Source organism: Pueribacillus sp. YX66, assembly GCF_041725775.1.
GTDB lineage: Bacteria > Bacillota > Bacilli > Bacillales > UBA6769 > Pueribacillus.
This window is the reverse complement of the sequence record NZ_JBEUEL010000002.1, coordinates 123,467-144,738: the sequence shown is the minus strand read 5'-3', so window position 1 is coordinate 144,738 and position 21,272 is coordinate 123,467. Positions and strand designations below refer to the sequence as shown.

The window sequence follows — 21,272 nt, the reverse complement described above, 5'->3', positions numbered from 1 at the left end:
ATAAATATTTCAATATTAGGAAGGTAAGGTTTATATATATAATTTGGTAGATAGGGAGGAAATAGTATGGATAGGGAACAGAAAATTAACAAAGTGTTGGTTGCAAACAGAGGGGAAATTGCCATTCGAATATTTCGCGCTTGTACAGAATTAGGCTTACGCACTGTGGCGATCTATTCAAATGAAGATACCGGTTCTTTTCATCGCTATAAAGCGGATGAAGCCTACCTTGTCGGTGAAGGCAAGAAACCAATCGATGCTTATTTAGACATAGAAGGAATTATTGAAATTGCAAAAGCGAATGACGTAGATGCGATTCATCCAGGATACGGTTTTCTTTCAGAAAATACGCAATTCGCACAACGTTGTCAAGAAGAAGGAATTATTTTTATTGGGCCGAAACCTGAGCATCTTATCATGTTTGGGGACAAAGTGCGTGCAAGAAATGAAGCGATTAAAGCGGGAATTCCTGTAATTCCGGGTTCTGATGGTCCTGTTAAAGATATTGAAGAAATCCGTGGATTTGCTAATACTCATGGTTATCCAATTATTATTAAAGCATCACTCGGCGGTGGTGGTCGAGGCATGAGGATCGTTAGAAGCGAACAAGCCCTTGAAGATGCATACAGTCGTGCGAAGTCGGAAGCGAAAGCAGCTTTTGGTGGTGACGAAATGTATGTCGAAAAATATATTGAGCGTCCAAAACATATTGAGGTTCAAATTTTGGCAGATACTTATGGTAATACTGTTCACTTATACGAACGCGATTGTTCTATCCAAAGACGACATCAAAAAGTTGTTGAAGTTGCGCCAAGTGTTTCATTACCTGATAAATTGAGAGAAGACATCTGTCAAGCGGCGGTTCAACTATCAAAGAGTGTTGATTATTTAAACGCTGGCACCGTTGAATTTTTAGTTACCCCCGATGAAAAGTTTTATTTTATTGAAGTGAATCCAAGAGTTCAAGTTGAGCATACGATTACAGAATTAATAACGGGTGTTGACATTGTTCAATCTCAGATCTTAATTGCTGATGGTCATGAGTTACATAGTGATGTAATCGGAATTCCAAAACAACCAGAAATTACGACGAACGGTTATGCGATTCAATCACGTGTAACGACCGAAGATCCGGCGAATAACTTTATGCCAGATACAGGAAAAATTATGGCCTATCGTTCAGGTGGCGGTTTTGGTGTACGCCTCGATGCGGGTAATGGTTTTCAAGGTGCAGTCATTACACCTTATTATGATTCACTATTAGTAAAAGTGTCGACTTGGGCTTTAACATTTGAAAAAGCAGCAACAAAAATGATTCGAAATCTAAAAGAGTTTCGAATTCGTGGAATTAAGACGAATATTGCATTTCTGGAAAACGTAGTGAAACATGATAAGTTTCTGACTGGTGATTATGACACTTCGTTTATCGATTCATCGCCAGAGTTGTTTGTTTTTCCGAAACGATTAGATCGTGGAACGAAGATGCTGAAATACATTGGGACAACGACAATCAATGGTTTTCCAGGGCTCGAAAAAAAGAAAAAGCCTGCATTTCCGGATCGAAGAATCCCTAAAGTTAAAAAATCTTCACAAATTCCTTCGGGAACGAAACAAATTTTAGATAATAAAGGGCCAGAAGGTCTTGTCGATTGGGTGAAAGCACAAAATGAAGTACTGTTAACTGATACTACATTCCGTGATGCTCATCAATCATTATTAGCCACACGTGTTAGAACGAACGATTTATTAAAAATTGCTGAGCCAACTGCTCATTTACTGCCCGACTTGTTTTCACTCGAAATGTGGGGTGGAGCAACGTTTGACGTAGCAATGCGATTTTTAAACGAAGATCCGTGGGAACGATTGAATAAATTGCGAAAGAAAGTGCCAAATGTGCTCTTTCAAATGCTTTTAAGAGCATCAAATGCTGTCGGATACAAAAATTACCCTGATAACTTAATTCGCGAGTTTGTTCAACATTCTGCAGATGCAGGCATAGACGTATTTCGTATTTTCGATAGCCTCAATTGGATTGAAGGGATGACATTAGCAATAGATTCAGTGCGTGAATCAGGAAAAATCGCGGAAGCATCGATCTGTTATACAGGTGATATTCTTGATCCGACACGAACAAAATATGACTTAAATTATTACAAAAATATGGCGAAAGAGCTTGAACAAGCTGGCGCACATATTTTAGGCATCAAAGATATGGCGGGATTGTTAAAACCGCAAGCTGCATATGAACTAATTTCTGCTCTGAAGGATACTGTTGATTTGCCAATTCATTTGCACACTCATGACACGAGCGGAAATGGAATTTTCACGTATGCGAAAGCGATTGAAGCAGGAGTGGACATCGTTGATGTTGCGTTAAGTTCAATGGCAGGACTCACATCTCAGCCGAGTGCAAATTCACTTTATTATGCGTTGAAAGGTACGGAAAGAGCACCAAAAGTAGACAACAAAGCATTAGACGAGCTTGCTCATTATTGGGAAGATACGCGCGAATATTATAAAGGCTTTGAAAGTGGCATGAATGCACCACATACGGAAGTATATGAGCATGAAATGCCCGGTGGACAATATAGTAACTTACAACAACAAGCAAAAGCAGTCGGTCTTAGTGAAAAGTGGGACGAAGTGAAAAGGATGTATCGCCGTGTGAATGATATGTTTGGTGATGTTGTTAAAGTAACACCATCATCAAAAGTTGTTGGTGATATGGCTCTCTTTATGGTACAAAACAATTTGAGCGAAGATGATATTTATGAAAAAGGTGAAACGCTTGATTTTCCTGATTCGGTGATTGAGTTTTTCCAAGGCTATTTAGGTCAGCCTTATCAAGGTTTTCCGAAGGAACTTCAAAAAATCATTTTAAAAGGGCGTCAAGCAATTACACAACGTCCTGGTGAGCTACTTGAACCAATCAATTTCCATGAATTAAGAGAAACTTTAATCGGAAAGCTCAACCGTCAAGTAACGAAACAAGATGTCATCGCCTACGCATTATATCCGAAAGTATTTATGGATTATGAAAAATTAGCTGAGGAATTCGGTGACTTATCGGTCCTAGATACACCAACGTTCTTCTACGGCATGAGACTTGGTGAAGAAATTAAAGTTGAAATTGAGCAAGGAAAAACGTTAATTGTAAAACTAGTGTCAATTGGTCAACCACAAGTAGACGGAACGAGAGTCATTTATTTTGAACTTAATGGACAACCACGCGAAGTAGTTGTTAAAGATTTGAGCGTTAAAACAACATTGGCAGCGAAGCCGAAAGCAGATCGCGATAATCCGAACCATGTTGGCGCAACGATGCCAGGAACTGTCATCGAGGTTCTCGTTAAGAAAGGTGAGAAAGTGAAAAAAGGCGATCACCTTATGATTACGGAAGCAATGAAAATGGAAACAACGGTCCAAGCACCATTTGACGGAACAATCGTTGATGTACATGTAACCAATGGTGAGGCAATTCAAACAGGAGATCTTTTAATTGAAATAAAAAAATAAACAAAAAGAAAGGCGAGTGTTGTCATTAATTGCAACACTCGCCTTTTTCATTAGCTCTGGCATTATTTAATAAGTTTTTGTCGAGATGCAAGAAGTAACACGTAAGAAATTATGACAAACAAACAGGAAATGAAAAATCCATGTGCAAGCGCGATAAACAAATTCAACTTTGTAAACACGACGAGAGCACCGCTTGTCACTTGTAATAAAACGAATAAAAACGCATAAATGAATGCTTTATGGACTACTCTAAACGCTGAATTTTGCTTTGTAATTTGTTTCGTTCTAATAAGTAAGTATAGTAGCCAAATCACGAGTAAGAATGCAAGAATCCGGTGAACAAAATGAACACCTTCCAACGAATTTAAACTTGGGAACCATTCATCTGCGCTACACATCGGCCAACTAGAGCAGGCGAGACTAGATTTTGTATGGCGAACGAAAGCGCCACTGTAAATGACAATATATAAGAAGCCAAAAAAAGTATACAGGTTAGTTCGAAACTTAACACCCATAGCAACGACATACTCTTTTCCGAACCGATCATTTTCGAATACAAGTACAGTGAGTAAAAATACAGTGGCTAAGGATAGGAGAGAGATTCCGAAGTGCAGAGCGAGAACAGCAGAAGATTGCCCCCAAATGACTGCAGCTGCACCTAACAAACCTTGAAAGACAATTAAAAACACGGAAAGAAAAGCTAATAATTTTGTTTCCCTTATATGATTCAGTTTCTTCCATGCCCAAATTGCCAAAATAATAACCATAATACCGAGAAATCCGGAAACGATACGGTGACTATATTCAATAATTGTTTCTAATTCAGGTTGTGGGGGTAACAATTTACCATAGCACAATGGCCACGAATTACCGCAACCATCACCCGAATCAGTCGTAGTCACAATCGCTCCCATTAGTAGAATTAAAAACATGCCGATCGTTGTTGCGACAGAGTATATTTTTAACAATTTATTCACAATTGGCACCTTCTTTAAGTATAGGCTAGCATAAAAAATAAGATACAAACGTATCGATATGCGTAATATCCTTAATTGCAAAACTAAATAGACCGTTTTGTCTTGCACTCACTTTACTATACAAACGAAGTATATTCGTTTATAATGATGGTTGATTTCAAGAAAACCAATTTCAATTTTATCATATAAACGATTAATATTTGTGAACAAAGTAAGAAACAATTGTGAAAGATCTATGATAAAACGCTGTGTAGCATTGATATGTTTTTAAAAATCTAAGATAATATATAATGCGAACTTATTTGTTACATCTTGTAAGCCGATAAAGGAGGTGTGATTTATGGATAGGGCAAAATCATTTTCCGTAAGCAAGGTAATGGAGCCAGGTCCTTTATCAGAACCAAAAACAGGTACGTGGAAAGATTTTATTACATTAACGAAAACTGGTATCGTCACTTCTAACTTTATGACGACATTTTTAGGTGTTTGGCTTGCTGCAAAGTTTTCAGGGTTTTCATTACTTGGAAATTGGGTACATGTGCTATTAGCCCTTCTAGGTACAACACTCGTTATTGCTGGCGGAACTTCATTGAATAATTACATCGACCGCGATATTGATAAATTAATGCCGCGTACACAAGAACGGCCGTCTGTAGATGGCAGGATACCTCCAAACCAAGTACTATGGGTCGGTTTTACCTTTTCTGTTGTCGGTGTTTCAATGCTTTTATTTGCAAGTGTTACTGCCGCCGTGTTAGGTATTATTGGATTAGTTTTTTATGTTGTACTTTATTCAATGTGGACGAAAAGAACAACGTCATTTAATACTGCTGTTGGTGCAGTTTCTGGTGCGTTACCTCCTCTTATTGGTTGGGCAACGATTCAACCAGAATTGCATCCAGTTGCCTGGACGCTGTTTTTTATCATGTTTTTATGGCAAATGCCTCATTTCTTTGCGATTAGCATGATGAGGTATGAAGATTACCGTGCAGCTGGAATACCAATGCTTCCAGTTGTAGCCGGCTTTGCTGTTACAAAACGGCAAATGGTATTATACGTAGCAGCACTAATACCAGTTTCATTAATTTTATATAATTTTGGAGTTGTCTATACAATTGTCGTAGCGACACTCGGAATAGGTTGGCTCATTTTAAGTTTTAAAGGATTTAGAATGAAAGATGACGTGAAATGGGCGAAGCAAATGTTCGTCTATTCGTTAAACTACTTAATGATTTTCGTCATTCTAACCTTTTTAGTAACGATTTGATGTAGCGTATCTGCACAACTTGTGCAGGTCATTACATACAAGTTGCTGTTAACAACGATTGAGAAAGTGGGGTAAAAACATGAAGAAAGTGATGCGGTTTTTTCCTGTAGCCATATTCGGACTACTGTTAGTACTGCTCACCGGCTGTGGGGAAGAAAACCTATCCGCTCTTCGACCAAAAGGAACAGGAGCAGAAATTACATTTGATATGATGATGCTGAGCATCTACATTATGCTAGGCGTGTTTTTCGTTGTCGCTATTATTTTTACGTACGTTATTTTGAAGTATAGAAAACGTCGTGGCGATGAAGATATTATTCCTGAGCAAGTAGAAGGGAATACAACATTAGAAGTGATTTGGACGGCAATTCCAATTCTTCTATTATTAATTCTTGCTATTCCAACTGTTTTAGCGACATTTACGCTTGCAGCTGAAGAACCGCAAGAAGGCGATGATACATTAAAAGTTCAAGTCACAGCCTATCAATACTGGTGGGACTTTAACTATCCAGATTTAGAATTTAATACTGCACAAGATTTATATATTCCAGTTGGAGAAAAAGTGTATTTCGAACTTACTTCTAAAGATGTGATTCACTCATTCTGGATTCCTGCATTATCAGGTAAAATGGACACGAACCCTGGCTTGACGAATGCAATGTGGATTGAAGCAAAGGAGCCAGGCGTTTATAAAGGAAAATGTGCTGAATTATGTGGACCTTCGCACGCATTAATGGACTTCAGAGTTATTGCTTTAGAGAAAGATGAATTTGATGTATGGGCGAATAAGATGAAAACAGCAGAATCTAATCCACAAAGTGAAGTGACTCAAGTTGGAGAAGATATCTTTACACAGAGCTGTGTATCTTGTCACGCAGTTGGTGAAGAAGGTGGAAACATCGGTCCGAATTTAACGAGCTTTGGTGATCGTGAAACGTTAGCTGGTTTCTTGGATATGACAGATGAAAATATTGCAGACTGGATTAAAGACCCGCAAGCATTAAAGCCTGCAAACAACATGCCAGGTTTCAAAGATCAACTAAGTGATGACGAAATTAATGCTCTTGTAGAGTATTTAAAAGAGTTAAAAGTTAATCAATAAGGAGGTTTTACTAGTTGGCTACACATACAGAACAAGTTGCCCTTGGTCAGAAGCAGAGGAGTGGCATTTGGGATTGGCTTACAACTGTTGACCATAAAAAAATCGGGATTATGTATTTTCTCGCAGGATTTTTATTCTTCCTTCTTGGAGGAATTGAATCGGTATTAATCCGAATTCAATTAATGCATCCTGAACTTAATTTTGTATCTGCTCAAACGTTTAATGAGCTAATTACAATGCACGGGACAACAATGATTTTCCTAGCGGCGATGCCGATTTTCTTAGGACTCATGAACGCAATTGTTCCATTGCAAATTGGTGCGCGAGATGTTGCGTTTCCATTTATGAATGCACTCGGATTATGGTTGTTCATCTTTGGCGGTTTACTATTAAATATGAGTTGGTTTTTAGGTGGAGCACCTGATGCTGGTTGGACAGCTTACGCTCCATTATCAACAGACTTTTCTGGTACAAGTGGAATGGATTTCTACGTACTGGGATTGCAGATTGCCGGATTTGGTACGTTAATGGGCGGAATTAACTTCCTCGTAACGATTATTAATATGCGTGCCCCAGGTATGTCGTTTATGCGTATGCCAATGTTTACTTGGGCATCATTCGTTACTTCAGCACTTATTTTGTTTGCATTCCCACCATTAACAATTGGATTTTTCTTGTTAATGTTTGACCGTTTCTTCGGCTCAAATTTCTTCGTAGCTGATGCCGGTGGTAACGTTATTATTTGGGAGCACATTTTCTGGATTTTTGGACACCCAGAAGTGTACATTCTCATTTTGCCAGCATTTGGAATCTTATCTGAAGTGATTCCAACATTTTCACGTAAACGTTTATTTGGATACAGTGCGATGGTCTTTGCGACGGCACTCATTGCGTTTTTAGGGTTTATGGTTTGGGCTCACCATATGTTTACAACTGGTTTAGGTCCTGTTGCAAACTCGATCTTCGCAGTAGCAACAATGACGATCGCAATTCCGACTGGTGTTAAAATATTTAACTGGCTCTTTACGATGTGGGGCGGACAAATTCGCTTCCCTACTGCTAACCTTTGGGCTGTTGCGTTTATTCCATCGTTTTTAATCGGCGGAATGACAGGAGTTATGTTGTCTGTAGCACCAGCAGACTATCAATATCACGACACGTATTTCGTTGTTGCTCACTTCCACTACGTTATCGTTGGAGGTAGTGTATTCGGTATTTTTGCTGGATTGTACTTCTGGTGGCCAAGAATGTTCGGTAAGATGTTAAATGAAACATTAGGAAAGTTGCATTTCTGGACTTTCTTTATTGGATTCCACTTAACATTCTTCCCGCAACACTTCTTAGGATTGATGGGAATGCCACGCCGTGTGTTTACATTCTTAGAAGGTCAACAGCTTGAAGCTGGTAACCTCGTAAGTTCAATCGGTGCATTCCTAATGGGTGTCGGAACCATCGTATTGTTAATTAATATCATTATGACAACAGCGAAAAAAGAAGTTGCAGCATATGATCCGTGGGATGGACGTACACTTGATTGGGCTATTCCAATTCCAACACCAGTGTATAATTTTGCACAACTTCCACTCGTCAAAGGTTTAGATGCACTTTGGATTGAAAAAATGAATGGTAATAATAAGATGACCCCAGCAGAACCATTAGCTGACGTTCATATGCCGAACGGTTCAATTTTACCGTTTGTCATGTCACTATCGTTTTTCATTGCATCATTTGGATTCATATATGATCAGTTAATCGTGGCAATTGCAGGAATTGCAGGCTTCTTCTTCTGTATGCTATTACGTTCAGTCATTGACGACCATGGCTATTACATTAAAAAAGAAGAGTTGGCTCCTGTTGTTGATAAGGGAGGTAAAGCATAATGAGTACAGAGCAAAGTTCTGCCTTACCTCAATATCCTGAGAAAGCAACTCTTGAAGGTAGAAATAAATTTTTAGGCTTGTGGTTTTTCTTAGGTGGAGAAACAGCTTTATTTGCAACATTGTTTGGAACATATTTGGGTCTCCGGAATTCTAATGCCGGGGGCCCAACAGCCCAAGAACTTTTCTCACTACCACTTGTATTCTTAATGACGATTATTTTACTAGTTAGTAGCATGACTTCTGTTATGGCTATTATGGCAATGAGAAGAAAAGATATGAAAGCGATGCTACGTTGGTTTATCGTCACTGTCATTCTCGGTCTATCCTTTTTAGGTTTAGAAATCTATGAGTTTTACGAGTACACAATGGCTGGTCATCAATTTACAAAAAGTGCATTTGCATCTGCATTTTACACGTTGTTAGGTACACACGGAGCTCACGTATTATTTGGATGTGGTTGGATTACAGCACTTGTCGTTCGTAACTTTAGACGTCCTCTTGATACGTATAATGCACCGAAGTTTTATTTGGCATCACTTTACTGGCACTATATTGATGTCGTATGGGTCTTTATCTTCTCACTCGTATACTTGTTGGGAGTGATTTAATATGGTTGAACAAAATAATGAATCAGCAAATTCAAAATTAACGTTGGAAGAACAAGTTGAATACAAATCAGAAATGAAATTGCAACTTGTATCGTTCGCGATGATGATTGTATTAACTATTATTGCATTTGCAACCGTCGCTAGTGATTTCATTTCAGCTCCGTTTAAAGTTTTATTCGTACTCGTTATGGCTGGAATCCAATTTGTATTCCAACTTTATGTGTTTATGCATATGGGTCAAAAAAATCACGAGTTTCCAACGATTGCTATATGGACTGGCTTTGTAGTCGCTCTTTTGTGTATCGTTTCATTAGCGGCTCTCATCTGGTAATAGTAAAGATTAATGGCTGCATTTTTTTGCAGCCATTTGTTTTTCGTATATTCAATGATTAGATTTATATCTAGCTTTTGAAATTCAGTATGAATTCGTTGAATCGTATTCGTTGTAATGGAAGGAGAAGTACCGTATGCTAACATTCTTACCATTTATTAGTACTTCACTTATTGTGTTAAGTGCGATTTTAATTGCGATTGGCTGGAAATTAATAAAACAAAAGAAACGGAAACAGCATGAACGAGTGATGATAGCTGCATCTATATCAGCTTTATTATTTTTTATTATATACATGTCCAGAACGATTTTTATTGGAAATGTCGCTTTTGCAGGTCCAGAACAATTAAAACCTCTATACACGATGTTCTTAATCTTTCACATTATTTTAGCGACTGCCGGTGGGGTCTTTGGAATTGTGACGTTAATTTTAGGTTTTCGTAAAAAATTTTCGAAACATAAAAAAATTGGTCCGTGGACGGCTAACATTTGGTTTTTTACTGCAATAACTGGTGTTGCTGTATACCTTTTACTATACGTTATTTATCCCAATAACGAAACGACAAGTTTAATTAAGGCGATTTTAGGAAATTGAAGACACGAAAACCCCGACATTATTGTTGGGGCTTTTTTTCATATTAAATTTTAAAGTTTAGTTTAATGATGCCCGCTTCTCGAGCAGAAGTGAAAAGAATGACGACGAGAGGACCAACTAATAGTCCGACGATACCTAACAGTTTTAAACCGATATACATTGAGATCAGTGTCGGAAGTGCAGATAAGCCGATTTGGTTCCCCATCACTTTAGGCTCTACAATCCTTCGTATACCTAATAAAATGACGGCTAGAATCGCAAGCTGTGTACCGACAATGGTATCGCCGATAATAAACTTGTAAATCGACCATGGTGCTAAAATAACGACAGATCCAATAATTGGTATTAAGTCAATAATCCAAATCACGACTGACATGACAAGGGCAACATCAGGCACGATAATATATAAACCGACTAATGTTGCGATAAATATTATAATACTAACGAATAATTGTCCTTTTAAAAAGCCAATAAAAACATATGATAGTCTTGAAGTTAAAAAATTCACTTTTTCTGCAGTTTTGTCAGTTAAAAATAAGAAAGCTTTTGTTTTAAGACGAGGCATCTCAAGCATAAATAAAAATAAAGAAATTAAATAGACTAAAAAGCTAACGAAAAAATTTGGAATTTTTGTTACGAATGCTGTAAGATAACCAAAATAATCAAGCTCTGTTAGCTTTCTTCTAGTGTTCTCAAAAAACGTATCAATTTGCTTATTGACTTCATTAACAAATTCAGGTGGAAAGGCATCAAGTCCTGAAGTGATATTTTCTTCTGTTTGATCCCATATTACCTTTATATCATTTACATATTGGGGAGAATTTTCGATAAATTGAATGCCTTCTGAAATAATTTTAGAAGTGAGATAGTATCCACCAATACCAATAGAACATAAGAAAATAATAAAAACGATAATGACAGAAAAAAGCCGATTTATTTTTATTTTGGATTGAAATAACCGAATTGCAGGACCAAGACAGAGAGCGGTAATAAACGCTAAAATAATCGGTACCGAAACTGGTAGTATCCAAATGATGAATACGAGTGTAATAATCGTAATAAGGCTTATTATTAAAAGCTTCCGCAACCTTTGTTTGTTCACTTCTAACCCCTTTCTATTTAAAGCAAAGTTCCAACACTATAGTATGATAAACGTGAATAAAAATGCAAAAAAAACGCATGGTTACTTCCATGCGTTACGCTGTAGCACCTTCAAGTTTCTCAGATAATTGACTTAACTTTTCATTACATGTTTTAATGATGTCATCTGGAAATTCCTCATCATATTCTACGCCATGAGGATAGTAATGTTTTCCGACATAAGGCTTCCCAATTTTCATGATAGCATTCGCTTGTTCAACCATACCTTCAATCGCTACTGCTGGTATGCGTAAGTAGTAAACGTCGCCAGTCATCATATTCTCAAATTTGTAATCGTATGTAGCACGAGCATAGTCCCATTGTTCAACGCGAACTAATCCTAATGAACTAGCAACATGTTCAAGCACCGAAAATTGGATTGTTTTCCCTTCCAAATTCGTATTTTCAAAAATCATTTAATTCTCTCCTTTTACAAGAAATAATGACGTCTCCCTTTGTTAGTATAACTCACTTTTAGTGTAAAGAAAACATGAGTACAATTGTTACGTGAAGAATTAATGAACAAATAAAAAGGATTTTCATTCCATTGTTACGAACAATATTATTAAAGGAAGGGGTCGTCAAGATTGGTAAAGCGCGCTATATTGATACTTTTTTTAATATTTTTTTTAGGGGGATGCCAATATGTTAATCAGCATAAAAAACCCATTCCAAACAAACCTATTGAGTTTAGTGAAAACGTCGATTCCAAACAGATTGATATTGTTCAACTGATTGGAAAAGATGTGAATGAAGTAGTCGAACATTTTGGAAATCCAACTGATAAATATCCGTCTAATTATCATTATGAATGGCTTATCTATAATCATCAACCTGAGACGTATATTCAGGTGGGGCATATCGACAATAAAATTGTAACGATGTTTATATTAGGCCAGTCAATTATGAATGAACCGATTTCAATTGGTATGTCATACGATGAAATTATGGAACAGCTGCCGTTGAAAAACTCCGTTGTGATGCATGTTGGTGATAGTGACTATCGTTTTGATTTAACTGCTACCGATATACAGGAACGTCCACTCGTTCAATTATCAGAAGAAGCGTTTGCGCAACTTTATTTTGATCGTTTTTTAAATCAACTTGTGGCGATTCGTCTGCTTGATAAAAAGACATTGTTGGCCCAACGGCCCTATCGTATCGTTTATCGTGGTTCATTAGAGGAAATAAACAAACCGAACGAAAAACAACAAAAAGAAATTGAAAACGCAAATGTGAAACAAATTTTTGAGATTACAAATGTACTTCGGAAAAGATATGGAAAGTCATCACTGCAATGGAATGATAATGTTGCAACGGCCGCATTCAAGCATAGTAAAGATATGAAAGATAACCAATATTTCGATCATCATTCACCGACGAAAGGAGATTTAGAAAATCGTTTAAAAACTGAAAACGTGACATATTTCCTTGCAGGCGAAAATATTGCTGCTGAATATCCTGACGGGATTGCAGCTGTGATGGGGTGGTTAAATAGTGAAGGTCACCGTGAAACGATGTTGCATGAGAAATTTACTGATTTAGGTGTTGGTGTTTACGAAAAACATTATACCCAAAATTTCATTACAAAATAAAATAGGCTCACCAAAATTAGGCACAAAGGTAAAATAGTAGTAACAGAAATCATTCTTAAGGAAGTGAGCGAACGATGTCACGAAAAATTGAAGAGTTTAAAGCGTTTGTAAAAAGCCACCCAGGACTTATAGATGAGGTAAAAGATGGAAGACGAACATGGAAAGAATTATATGAGGAATGGTATGTATTAGGAGATGAAGATGAGCGATGGAGTCAATATACAAAGTTAAATGAAGAAGAAAATGTTAAAGGAATTGCAGGGGTTTTTTCAAAATTAAAAAATATAAATTTAGATGAAGTTCAAAAAAATATCGTTGAAATGAAAGGATTAGTAAGTACAATTCAAGAGTTTGTCCGTGATGTTCAACCGGAAAAACGACAAATCCGCCCTAATCATTACCCGAGTCGAGCTCCTTATTATCATCAATATTACAATGAAAATCAAAAATTTTAACGCTAACCCAGTGATGCTGGGTTTTTTGTTTGGATAAAAATAATGTAAGAGCAGACAATAATGAAAGAAGAAAGGAGGCAAGAGCTTGCAACAATTTTTTTTATTACTAACAGTCAGTGTTATGCTAACTTTTTCTTCAATATCAGTAGACGAAAAATTTCAAATTGACAATGCTGCACAAACAAACATAAGTGCAATTAAAATAAATCATACCGTTAAAGGAAGAGATGTATTTGTGGAGTGTATCGTTCCGGGTTTTTCATTTAAGGACAACGGAGAACGAATCGAAGGAGAAGGTCACATTCACGTTTATTTAAACGGCAAAAAAATAAAAGATGTGAATCGCGCAGCGTTTATATTAAAAGACTTACCGAAAGGAAAACATAAAATAACATTAAAGTTTGTTTATAATGATAATACCCCGTATCGTTATTCGAAAAGCTTCCCTGTTCATATACATTAAATGGTTGATAAGTCATGTGTCAAGTAATGTCACATGACTTGTTTCCATTTTTGTAATCGCAGATTATTTTATATATAATGGAGTCAGACGGAGGTGTTACTATTTGATTGCGACGAGTAATTTATTAGAAGTGATCGAAAATTCCGAATTGTTAGCAACGTACATTGCGCAATCTGAAATTGCGATAAATTATAAACGAACAAAAAAAGCATTAAACGAAGATGTCGATGCTCAGCTATTGATTGCTCAATTTATCCAGATGAAAGAAAAATATGAAGAAGTACAGCGTTTTGGAAAATATCATCCTGATTTTCATAACGTTTCGAAAGAGATGCGTGAGCTAAAACGAAAACTCGATTTACATGAATCAATCGCACAGTTCAAAAAAGCAGAAGCAGGGCTTGAGCAACTGTTAAATGAAGTGAGTCGGATTATTGCTGACGCAGTTTCTCCGCATATTAAAGTTCCGACTGGGAACCCATTTTTTGATAATCGAAGTTGTCAAGGTGGGTGTGGTGTAGGTGGTTCTTGTGGTTGTCGATAATGAAATGTTTAAACGATATAGGAGAATACAATGATTAATGAACGTGTCGGTCTCTCAGTTTGGCTATATTCATTAAAACATACCCGAAATTTACGTCGATTTGGACACGTAATTTATGTGTCAAGAAAAATGAAATACGTAATATTGTATTGTTCAAAAGAAGATTTGGAACAGACAGTTGAAAAATTAAATTCATTTTCATTTGTAAAATTAGTTCAACCTTCTTTTCGACCTTATTTAAAGACAGAGTATGAAAAGGTAAGAAATGATAAAGAAAAAGAATATGAATTAAAAATTGGCTTTTAAAACCCAGAAATACTGGGTTTATATTTTTTAACAAAATAAAAAATCCCTGCAGGATAATTCTGCAGGAGCCTCTATCCATTGAGGCAATGGGAGAGGAGAAATCGGATTAAGCTTATGGGGAAAAGTAAGCTTTTCCGATGTTGGCACAACATCAGTTATACGATGTTGTTACAAATAGTATGAGCTAATTCAAAAAAATGTATACATATCAAGTATTTTTTATTTATAATTATGTCCAATTTGTGATAGGATGAGTTTGTAAACTTATTCTTAATTTTCAACAATGTTCAACATTTTTACATCTGGAGTGTAGGCTGTGCGGATTATTGCTGGTGATCGAAAAGGAATTATACTAAAGCCGGTTCCGGGTAGTTCAACGAGACCGACTACTGATAAAATTAAGGAAGCCATTTTTAATATGATAGGACCTTATTTTCAAGGTGGTTTAGGCTTGGACTTATATGCTGGTAGCGGGGCGCTCGGGATTGAAGCTCTAAGCAGAGGGCTTTCAAAAGTAATCTTTGTCGACCGTGATCGTAAAGCGATCCAAACAATTAAATGGAATTTAGAAAGGTCAAAATATAGTGAATATGCTGAAGTGTATCGCAATGAAGCAAAAAACGCATTGAAAGCACTTAAAAAAAGGGATATTCAATTTTCGTATATTTTTTTAGATCCGCCTTACAATAAGAAGACAGTTATAGAAGAGATAGAAACACTCTTATTATTTAATTTATTACATAACAACGGACAAATCATTGTTGAACATTCGCGAGAATTAGAATTACCTGACATTATATGTGATGTAAGAAAGCGAAAGTCTGAAGGGTATGGAAGTACAGTCATTTCGATTTATTTTTACGAGGAGGAGTAAAGGGGGAATTGTTATGGAAACCATTGCGGTTTGTTCGGGAAGCTTTGATCCGGTTACATTAGGACACATTGATATCATCAAAAGAGGTTCAGCAGTCTTTGACAAAGTCATAGTCGGTGTTTTAAACAATATAAATAAGCAACCGCTATTTACAGTTGAAGAACGTCTAGAAATGTTAAAAGAATCGACGAAAGATTTAAACAATGTAACGATTGACTCATTTGATGGTTTATTGATCGATTATATGAAAAAAGTTAATGCAAATGTTATTTTACGAGGATTGCGCGCCGTTTCGGATTTCGAGTACGAAATGCAAATTGCTTCGATGAACCGTAAGTTAGATGATAGCATTGAAACATTTTTTATTATGACCAATAACGAATACTCTTTTTTAAGCTCCAGTATTGTAAAAGAAGTTGCGAAGTACAAAGGTAACATTTCAGGTCTCGTTCCGCCAGTAGTTGAAGAAGCATTAAAGCAGAAATTTTCGTGAAATAAGCTCATGATATGATAAAAACAGGCAAGGAAAAACATTCCATTGCCTGATTTTTTTCGATTAATAGATATAAGTGATTGGTCAGATGAAGGTTTTTCGCACCTTTAATATAATGAAGAGCAAAAGCATACTGACCGTAATTGATGTCCCATAAACATTTAAAATTGACCAAACATTCATAAAAAAATCAGTTGTTGTTACACTATTCTGAGGTGTTGTTGTCGGCACGTCAGTATAAGAATATTTATTGTTTAAAGGTTTCCATAATAAAATTGTAAAGATTGCTGCATAAAGCCCATGAAGGATTCTCGCAACAAAATAAGGCCAGAATCGAATTTGCGCTTCAGCTAGAAAGCTTGCTACTTGAGCTTGAATTGAAAAACCATTAAAACCTAAAATAAAACTGACGACGATCATTTGATGGAAAAGAGAGCTTTCTTTCGTATCACTTATAAGTTGTGCTCCGTTTGTAATCTCTAACAAACCAGAAAAAAAAGGACCGCTTAATTCTGCTGAAATTGAAAAAATTGTAATGATAAATCCTAACGTAAGCGCTATGGTTTGTGTTACGTTAATTAAACTGAGTACATTGTTTAACACTGAAAAAAGAATGATAAATCCACCGACCATTAACAGTGTTTGGGTTGCTGAATTTACTGCATCACCTAAAATCTTACCGAGTGTTCGCTTATTGTTAATTCTTTTTTGATGCATTTCTGAAAAAGCTTGCTTCAGTGAAATCGATTGAATCGAAGATTTGGTAAAAACGATTTCATTTCGTTTACCGTGAAAACGCATAGTGAGACCGACAAGTAAATTACCTAAATAGTGGCTCGCCATAATTAAAACAGCTAATGTTGCATTGTGAAAAAAGCCAACTGCAATGGCTCCACCCATGAATAAAGGATTTGAGGAGTTCGTAAACGTTACTAGTCTTTCTGCTTCAATAGAAGTTAATTGTTTTTCTTGTCGTAACCGGGATGTAAACTTTGCCCCGGCTGGAAAGCCTGATGCGACTCCCATTGCAAACACGAAACCTCCAACACCAGGAACACGAAATAACGGACGCATTAATGGTTCAAGCAATACTCCAATAAAATTAACTACGCCAAGGGCTATCATAATCTCAGAAACGACGAAAAATGGAAAAAGTGAAGGGAAAACGTTACTTCCCCATATTTTTAACCCGTTTAATGCTGCCTCTACTGAATCTTTAGGCGATATAATAATACTTAGACCGATAAACGTAACTGTTAACGCGTATAAAACTGTTGTTAATTTAGATGCCATTAAGTTTTTCATCACCACGCAATACATTTTGTGTTTTAGTTTGTCCATTCGTTAAACTATACGTGTTCACAACTTTTTTTAGACCAATTTGAAGAGGTGGAACGATGCAGCCGAAAGTGGGGATTGCATTAGGTGCGGGAGGTGCCCGCGGACTAGCTCATATCGGTGTACTTCAAGTGTTGGAAAAGCATAACATTCCGATTGATTTTGTAGCTGGAAGTAGTATCGGTTCATTAGTTGGAGCACTGTATTGTATGGGTCATGATGGTGCAACATTGGAGCAATTTGCTTACTTATTTCATGAAAAGTTTTATTTAGATTTTACTGTTCCGAAAATGGGTTTCATCAGTGGCAAAAGAATTAAAGAACTTCTTTATCTTTTAACGAAAGGGAAGAGGATAGAGGAACTTAAAATTCCATTAACAATCGTAGCAACGGATTTACTAAATGGTGAGAAAGTATTGTTTCGAGAAGGAGTAATTGCAGATGCAATTAGAGCAAGTATTAGTATTCCAGGTATTTTCGTTCCAGAAGAACATAATGGAAGATTGTACGTCGATGGAGGTGTTGTAGATCGTGTTCCAGCTTCAGTCGTGAAAGAGATGGGCGCTGACATTATAATTGCTGCTGATGTTTCTACTTTAAAAACAAAGCCACAAATGAATTCAGTGATTGATGTTATTTTACAAAGTATTGATATTATGCAACATGAAATGGTTCGTTTTCATGAGTTAAATACAACAGATGTCATTATTCGTCCCAATGTGAATAATTATAGTTTACGCTCGTTTGATGCGGCTGAAGAGCTAATAGAAATAGGAAAAAGAGAAACAGAGAAACAACTTGCTACGATAAAAAAGAGAATTGCAAGTTGGAAGGAGTAAAAGTGAATATGAAAGTGAGAGAGCAACGTTCAGTAAAACGGAAATTATATAGCGTATTTACTTTTTTTCTAATCTTTGTCTTATTCGTTTTGATTAAGTTACCATATTACGTTACATATCCAGGTGATGCTGAATCGCTAGATGATATGATTAAGATTGAAGGAGGTTATGAAGATGAAGGTGATTTAATGTTAACAACGATAAGGATGGGAAAGGCAAACGTCATTCAATATATTGCTGCTCATTTCAATAAGTATCAATTTATATTTTCGGAAAAGCAAATTAGAAGAGATTGGGAAAGTGATCGTGATTACGATCATCGTCAGTTAAAAATAATGGAGAGTTCACAACAAATGGCAACGCTCGTCGCTTTTCAGTTGGCGAATGAACAGGTCGAGGTTAAAAATGAAGGGGTTATAGTAGCGGGATTCATTGAAAATATGCCTGCAGCTAAACAGATGAAAGTTGGCGATGTGATTACACAAGCTGACGGAAACATCATAACTGAAGCTGAACAGTTAGTAGATTATTTAAAAGAAAAAAAGGAGGGTGACACTGTTCGTTTCGAAATTGAAAGAGATGGAAAATCATTATCAATAGATGTGAGTGTTCAACAATTTCCAGACACGTATTCTGAAAAAGGAGAAAAGCAATATGGGATCGGAATTGTCGGTCCGGTTACAAAAAAATCTGTCGCAACAAAGCGAGACGTTCACTTTGATACGCACAATATTGGAGGTCCTTCCGCAGGGTTAATGTTTACGCTTGAAATTTATAATCAACTAACGACAGAGGATTTAACAAAAGGCTATAAAATCGCAGGAACAGGAGAAATTTTTGAAGATGGAACGGTTGGAGCTATCGGAGGAATTGAACAAAAACTCGTAGCTGCAGACAATGCGGGTGCTGAAGTCTTTTTCGCTCCAGTCGCGGGCGGAAACTATGAAGATGCGAAACATGCTGCAGCTGATATTAATACAAAGATGGAAGTAATTCCAGTGAATACAGTTCATGAAGCGATTGACTACTTACAATCGTTACAACCGAAAAGGTGATTGAATGATAGGATGCATCGTATATTCAGCTTTTATAAATTGCTCTCGAACCGGGGGTGGAAACGCGAGTCCATAAGTGTGCGCAGCAACGACATCAAGTTTTAATAAATCTTGATGATGCTTTGAATACTTCGATATGAATGGTAGCGAGATGTTTTTTTTCATTTGATTCAAATACAATTGTCCGTTCAGCGACATTCCAAGTAGGCGGATATAGTCGGCTTCTTTCGTTTCAAGTGCTTCAGCCATTTCACATTTTTTCGCATTAGTTAAAATGTGAGTACACATTCGTTGGAGCCGAGTCCAAGTAAACCGTTTCGTTTTAACGCTTTCTATAAATTTTTGAAATGACTGCGCATCCTTTACTCGTGACACGAGCCTAGACTCAATTCCCTCTTCGATTTCATAAATCATTTGCAACTCGTCTAATGGCGCGGTAAGAAGTCGGTACTTTAAAAAAGGAAAGAGTTTTTCCCAACTAACAAATTGGCCATGGCTTGCATATTCTTTTTCTAAAATCGCTAGGGTTGTGTTAGGCACAAATGATTGAATGGCCTTTAAATGATTCGTGCTTTTCAGTTCATTGCGAATACTCGTTGCACTAGCAATTGAACGATCTTTCGGTGCTGGATCATGATAACCAGATTTTGTACGGGCGACTGTAAAAGCTTCAATCTCGGCTTGCTTCTCTTTAATCGCTTTCACATAATGGAAGCCTAATATGTTGTTTGGTAAGCTTAAGTCGAGTAAGCCTTCTTCTTTTAAAACATGAAATGCACTTGCTGCTGCTTTTGGATAGCTCACTCCTTTTTTTATTTCTTTTTTTATCGCAACATCGAGGACACCTTCATTTTTTTTGTAAAAATTTACAAGTTCATGGAAAGGAGTAATATTGCCTTCCTCGCTTCCGAAACAGAGGGAGTCGACACCGAGCGCATGAAGTAGTGAAATGGCGCCATTCGCAAATACTTCGGCTTTTTGCGTTGCGAATGCATATGGAAGTTCAATAACAATATCAACACCTGCTCTAAGTGCCATGTTTGTTCTTGCCCACTTACTTACAAGTGCTGGTTCACCACGTTGAAGGAAATACCCACTCATAACTGCAATGACAATATCGGCATTGCTTATTGTTTTTGCTTGTTGGACATGATAAGCATGTCCGTTGTGAAAGGGGTTATATTCTACGATAATTCCGACTGATTTCATGTTTATCAATTCCTCTCTCATTAGAGACCATCACTTTTCATTAAATTATACTAGAAGTTAAATTCGTCGGAAAGACTGTAAAGAAAATAGATTGACAAGGATTTAAATGATCGTTATAATTACACTTGTTGTTTCGAGGTGATCGTCATGAAATGGGCAGTAGAAGAACTAAAGCGACTTGGAAATGAAACGCTCTCATTTGATGAATCTGTGCGAGTCGATGATTTAAAGCAAAGAGATCGCCAAATTCGAAATATTTCACCTGTACGAGTTAAAGGTGATGTATTTGTGTCTGACTCGCTTATTTCATTTCATTTAAATATTTCAGGTCAAATGGTACTTCCATGTTCGTTAACGTTAGAAGATGTTGATTATCCCTTTTCAATCGATACGATTGAATCTTTTCAAATTAATCAAGATGTACGAATTGATGAAGAAGAAAATGAAATAATTCATGAAATTGAAGGTCAACTGATTGATCTCATGCCAATGATAAAAGAAGCGATTTTACTTTCGATACCGATGAAAGTCGTACATCCAGAAGCAAAAGTAAAATCGTCTGGTGAAGGTTGGGGTATTGTAACTGGTCAAGAGAAAAAGGATAAAATAGATCCGAGGATGGAAAAGTTAGCCGAATTTTTTAAGAAAGACAAAGACGACCGTTAGCATTGTTTTAAAGGAGGTG

Annotated in this window: 22 protein-coding genes; 17 read left to right on the top strand and 5 right to left on the bottom strand. The window is 36.7% G+C overall.

Annotation, left to right across the window (positions count from 1 at the left end):
- Nucleotides 1–66: 66 nt before the first annotated feature.
- On the top strand, nucleotides 67–3,516 hold the full coding sequence (pyc, locus tag ABU914_RS01755; protein WP_379668036.1) for a pyruvate carboxylase: 3,450 nt from the start codon (nucleotides 67–69) through the stop codon (nucleotides 3,514–3,516).
- Between the two features lie 62 nt (nucleotides 3,517–3,578).
- On the opposite strand, the gene ABU914_RS01750 is transcribed toward pyc, so the two are convergent.
- The gene (locus ABU914_RS01750; RefSeq protein ID WP_379668035.1) at nucleotides 3,579–4,493 is read right to left on the bottom strand and encodes a COX15/CtaA family protein; all 915 of its coding nucleotides are present in this window, start codon (nucleotides 4,491–4,493) and stop codon (nucleotides 3,579–3,581) included.
- 376 nt (nucleotides 4,494–4,869) lie between these two features.
- Between ABU914_RS01750 and cyoE the strand changes: the two genes are divergently transcribed.
- The 6 genes from cyoE to ABU914_RS01720 all read left to right on the top strand — a co-directional run bounded on the left by cyoE (nucleotide 4,870) and on the right by ABU914_RS01720 (nucleotide 10,276).
- Entirely contained in the window at nucleotides 4,870–5,760 is an 891-nt protein-coding gene (gene cyoE, locus ABU914_RS01745; RefSeq protein ID WP_379668101.1) for a heme o synthase, read from the top strand.
- Nucleotides 5,761–5,839: 79 nt separating this feature from the next.
- Nucleotides 5,840–6,862, top strand: a complete 1,023-nt coding sequence (gene coxB / locus ABU914_RS01740) for a cytochrome c oxidase subunit II (protein WP_379668034.1) — start codon at nucleotides 5,840–5,842, stop codon at nucleotides 6,860–6,862.
- A gap of 14 nt (nucleotides 6,863–6,876) precedes the next feature.
- Nucleotides 6,877–8,742: a cytochrome c oxidase subunit I gene (ctaD, locus tag ABU914_RS01735; protein WP_379668033.1), complete on the top strand. Its 1,866-nt coding sequence runs from the start codon at nucleotides 6,877–6,879 to the stop codon at nucleotides 8,740–8,742.
- Nucleotides 8,742–9,350, top strand: a complete 609-nt coding sequence (locus ABU914_RS01730; RefSeq protein ID WP_379668032.1) for a cytochrome (ubi)quinol oxidase subunit III — start codon at nucleotides 8,742–8,744, stop codon at nucleotides 9,348–9,350. Before ctaD ends, ABU914_RS01730 begins: the two co-directional genes overlap by 1 nt.
- Nucleotide 9,351: 1 nt before the next feature.
- Entirely contained in the window at nucleotides 9,352–9,681 is a 330-nt protein-coding gene (locus ABU914_RS01725) for a cytochrome C oxidase subunit IV family protein (protein ID WP_379668031.1), read from the top strand.
- 136 nt (nucleotides 9,682–9,817) lie between these two features.
- A complete protein-coding gene (locus tag ABU914_RS01720) occupies nucleotides 9,818–10,276 on the top strand; it encodes a DUF420 domain-containing protein (RefSeq protein ID WP_379668030.1) in 459 nt (152 codons plus the stop codon).
- A gap of 43 nt (nucleotides 10,277–10,319) precedes the next feature.
- On the opposite strand, the gene ytvI is transcribed toward ABU914_RS01720, so the two are convergent.
- Together ytvI and ABU914_RS01710 are read right to left on the bottom strand one after the other, a co-directional pair.
- On the bottom strand, nucleotides 10,320–11,378 hold the full coding sequence (gene ytvI, locus ABU914_RS01715) for a sporulation integral membrane protein YtvI (RefSeq protein ID WP_379668029.1): 1,059 nt from the start codon (nucleotides 11,376–11,378) through the stop codon (nucleotides 10,320–10,322).
- Nucleotides 11,379–11,472: 94 nt separating this feature from the next.
- Entirely contained in the window at nucleotides 11,473–11,832 is a 360-nt protein-coding gene (locus ABU914_RS01710) for a YugN family protein (RefSeq protein WP_379668028.1), read from the bottom strand.
- Between the two features lie 171 nt (nucleotides 11,833–12,003).
- Here ABU914_RS01710 and ABU914_RS01705 point away from each other — a divergent pair, with 171 nt between their 5' ends.
- From ABU914_RS01705 to coaD, 7 genes are all read left to right on the top strand, one after another.
- A complete protein-coding gene (locus ABU914_RS01705) occupies nucleotides 12,004–13,011 on the top strand; it encodes a CAP domain-containing protein (RefSeq protein ID WP_379668027.1) in 1,008 nt (335 codons plus the stop codon).
- A 74-nt stretch (nucleotides 13,012–13,085) separates the two neighbouring features.
- On the top strand, nucleotides 13,086–13,466 hold the full coding sequence (gene ylbD, locus ABU914_RS01700; RefSeq protein ID WP_379668026.1) for a spore coat protein YlbD: 381 nt from the start codon (nucleotides 13,086–13,088) through the stop codon (nucleotides 13,464–13,466).
- An 85-nt stretch (nucleotides 13,467–13,551) separates the two neighbouring features.
- Nucleotides 13,552–13,929 (top strand): hypothetical protein, encoded by a 378-nt coding sequence (locus ABU914_RS01695; protein ID WP_379668025.1) that lies wholly within the window; start codon nucleotides 13,552–13,554, stop codon nucleotides 13,927–13,929.
- Between the two features lie 103 nt (nucleotides 13,930–14,032).
- Nucleotides 14,033–14,473 carry a YlbF/YmcA family competence regulator gene (locus tag ABU914_RS01690; RefSeq protein ID WP_379668024.1) on the top strand — a complete coding sequence of 147 codons (441 nt, stop codon included), beginning with the start codon at nucleotides 14,033–14,035 and terminating at the stop codon, nucleotides 14,471–14,473.
- A gap of 30 nt (nucleotides 14,474–14,503) precedes the next feature.
- Nucleotides 14,504–14,779, top strand: coding sequence for a YlbG family protein (locus ABU914_RS01685; protein ID WP_379668023.1), 276 nt, complete (start codon nucleotides 14,504–14,506; stop codon nucleotides 14,777–14,779).
- Between the two features lie 316 nt (nucleotides 14,780–15,095).
- Nucleotides 15,096–15,653, top strand: coding sequence for a 16S rRNA (guanine(966)-N(2))-methyltransferase RsmD (gene rsmD / locus ABU914_RS01680; protein ID WP_379668022.1), 558 nt, complete (start codon nucleotides 15,096–15,098; stop codon nucleotides 15,651–15,653).
- Between the two features lie 13 nt (nucleotides 15,654–15,666).
- Nucleotides 15,667–16,146 carry a pantetheine-phosphate adenylyltransferase gene (gene coaD / locus ABU914_RS01675; RefSeq protein ID WP_379668021.1) on the top strand — a complete coding sequence of 160 codons (480 nt, stop codon included), beginning with the start codon at nucleotides 15,667–15,669 and terminating at the stop codon, nucleotides 16,144–16,146.
- Between the two features lie 84 nt (nucleotides 16,147–16,230).
- Here coaD and ylbJ read toward each other — a convergent pair whose 3' ends face one another.
- Nucleotides 16,231–17,439 carry a sporulation integral membrane protein YlbJ gene (gene ylbJ / locus ABU914_RS01670; protein ID WP_379668020.1) on the bottom strand — a complete coding sequence of 403 codons (1,209 nt, stop codon included), beginning with the start codon at nucleotides 17,437–17,439 and terminating at the stop codon, nucleotides 16,231–16,233.
- 104 nt (nucleotides 17,440–17,543) lie between these two features.
- On the opposite strand from ylbJ, the gene ABU914_RS01665 reads away from it, so the two are divergent.
- Both ABU914_RS01665 and ABU914_RS01660 read left to right on the top strand, forming a co-directional pair.
- Nucleotides 17,544–18,323 carry a patatin-like phospholipase family protein gene (locus ABU914_RS01665; protein ID WP_379668019.1) on the top strand — a complete coding sequence of 260 codons (780 nt, stop codon included), beginning with the start codon at nucleotides 17,544–17,546 and terminating at the stop codon, nucleotides 18,321–18,323.
- Between the two features lie 8 nt (nucleotides 18,324–18,331).
- A complete protein-coding gene (locus ABU914_RS01660; protein WP_379668100.1) occupies nucleotides 18,332–19,378 on the top strand; it encodes a SepM family pheromone-processing serine protease in 1,047 nt (348 codons plus the stop codon).
- Here the strand turns inward: ABU914_RS01660 and ABU914_RS01655 are convergent.
- Nucleotides 19,361–20,587, bottom strand: a complete 1,227-nt coding sequence (locus ABU914_RS01655) for a nucleotidyltransferase (protein ID WP_379668018.1) — start codon at nucleotides 20,585–20,587, stop codon at nucleotides 19,361–19,363. The two genes, ABU914_RS01660 and ABU914_RS01655, sit on opposite strands and share 18 nt — an antisense overlap.
- A gap of 147 nt (nucleotides 20,588–20,734) precedes the next feature.
- Between ABU914_RS01655 and ABU914_RS01650 the strand changes: the two genes are divergently transcribed.
- Nucleotides 20,735–21,253, top strand: coding sequence for a YceD family protein (locus ABU914_RS01650; RefSeq protein ID WP_379668017.1), 519 nt, complete (start codon nucleotides 20,735–20,737; stop codon nucleotides 21,251–21,253).
- Nucleotides 21,254–21,272 lie beyond the last annotated feature (19 nt).